Below are 1,841 nucleotides of genomic sequence, written 5' to 3' on the forward strand. Positions count from 1 at the left end.
CTCCGGGCCCTCGGGGTCGCGCCGCCTGCTGTACCACCGGTCCGCCTGACCCCGCCGGTACTCCTCCACCGCCCCCGCGAAGGCGCTGTAGCAGTCGATGCGCTCCCGCCGCAGCGCCTCGGAGCGCCCCCAGTTGATCTGCGCGACGATCCCGCCCTCCAGTTGGAAGATGCCGTAGGCCCGTACGTCGCCCCCGCCACCTCCTCCAACTCCCGCAGGAAGGCGGCGGCGTCGGCCGGGCGCGCGTCGGGGGTCTTGGCCAGTCCGCGGCCGATCAGCTCCCGCAGCGGCTCGGGCACGGGCTCCAGGGGGACCTCGGCGGTGGTGTGCCGCAGGGCCAGCTCGGCGATGTTCGCGCCGGTGAAGGGCGGGCCGCCGGTGAGGCACTCGTAGCAGGTGGCGGTGGCCGCGTAGACGTCGCCGGAGGGGGCGGCCGGTTCACCGCGCCACTGCTCGGGCGCCATGTAGGCGGGGGTGCCGCTGACCGTGCCCGGCCCGCCGGGGCCGTGCGAGCCGGCGGCCCCATCCGGCTCCCCGAACCTCCCGGGCCCGCCGGGGTGTTCCGTGGCGGGGTCGGCGCCGGGCGGGGGGCCGGGCCGCCGCGCGGCGATGCCGAAGTCCACCAGCTTGGAGACTCCCGCCGGTGTGACCAGCACGTTCTCCGGTTTGTAGTCCCGGTGCACCATCCCGGTGGCGTGGGCGGCGGCCAGCCCCAGCAGCGAACCGCGCAGGACCGTCAGGGCCGCCTCCGGCCCCACCGGGCCCTCCCGGCGCAGCAGGGACCGCAGCGAGGCGCCGGGCACCGGCTCCATCACGATCGCCGCGTCCCCGCGCGTGGTCTCCACGTACTCGTACAACGCCGTGACGTGCGGCGACTCCAGGTCTGCCAGCAGCCGGGCCTCGGTGCGGAACGCCTCCCGGAAGCGGGGGTCGCGCCCGAGGGTCGGCTCCAGGTACTTCACCGCCACCGGTTCGCCGGTGGCCACGTGCGCGGCCAGGACCACCCGTCCGCTCGCGCCGGATCCCAACTCCCGGCCCGGGGTGTACCCGGGCACCACCCACCCCTCGTCCCGGGTGTCCTCCCGGTGTCCGGCCGTCCCCGGCCCGTCGGCCTCCGGCAACGTCAACCGGTCGTCCCGGTCGTCCCGGTCCTCCGGTGTCACCCGCTCCCGCGGATCCTCCGCTCCGGCCATCGCCGCCCCCCGCGTGTCCTCCCGGCGGGGGCCGTGAACCGCCTCCCCCGCCCGGACGGTCTACCCCCCACCGACACCGTGGACGCCGTCCCGGGGGGCCCGGTTCCCGTGTGTCGTACCACCATCGGTCGCCCCGGGGCGGGCGGGAGCCCGGAGCGCGCGAGGGGTCCCGGCGCCACGGCCGGGACCCCGGGAACGAACCGCCGCCCGCTCAGGCGTGGTCCACCAGTTGGGCGTGGCCGCGCGCCCGGGCACAGTGCCCGCAGCAGTAGAAGTGGCCGTCCTCCGTCTCCAGGCCGTGCCCCAGGATCCGGCACTGGCAGTTCTCGCAGATGGGTGCCATCCGCTGGGCGGCGCACTCGATGCTGTCGAAGACGTGGACCGCCCCCGCCGCGTGCACCTCGAACGCCATCCGGTACTCGTTGCCGCAGACCTCACAGGCCGCCATGTCGATCACTCCTCCGCTGTCGATGGCCCCGGTCTCCCCGGCGCCCTTCGGCCGGCCCGCCGTGTCCGGGGTGCCGACCGCCTCCGCGCAGCAGGATCGGACCGCCTCCGCGCGATCCCCGGGCGGCCCGCCCCGGCGCGCCCGGGGCTCACCCCGCCGGCGGAATGTTCGGGGTGATCCGCGGGTTGGCACCCACGGGT

1 protein-coding gene and 2 pseudogenes are annotated in these 1,841 nt (G+C 76.6%); all 3 read right to left on the reverse strand.

Features of this window, described 5'->3' with window-relative positions:
• Positions 1-69, reverse strand: a pseudogene (locus FOE67_RS31000) (hypothetical protein); the annotation flags it as partial.
• Positions 70-176: 107 nt separating this feature from the next.
• Positions 177-1,193: pseudogene (locus FOE67_RS24545) on the reverse strand (serine/threonine-protein kinase); the annotation flags it as partial.
• 211 nt (positions 1,194-1,404) lie between these two features.
• Positions 1,405-1,641 carry a metallothionein gene (locus FOE67_RS24550; protein ID WP_143624391.1) on the reverse strand — a complete coding sequence of 79 codons (237 nt, stop codon included), beginning with the start codon at positions 1,639-1,641 and terminating at the stop codon, positions 1,405-1,407.
• Positions 1,642-1,841 lie beyond the last annotated feature (200 nt).

The sequence above is a fragment of the Streptomyces calidiresistens genome, from assembly GCF_014141525.1.
Classification (GTDB): Bacteria; Actinomycetota; Actinomycetes; order Streptomycetales; family Streptomycetaceae; genus Streptomyces; species Streptomyces calidiresistens.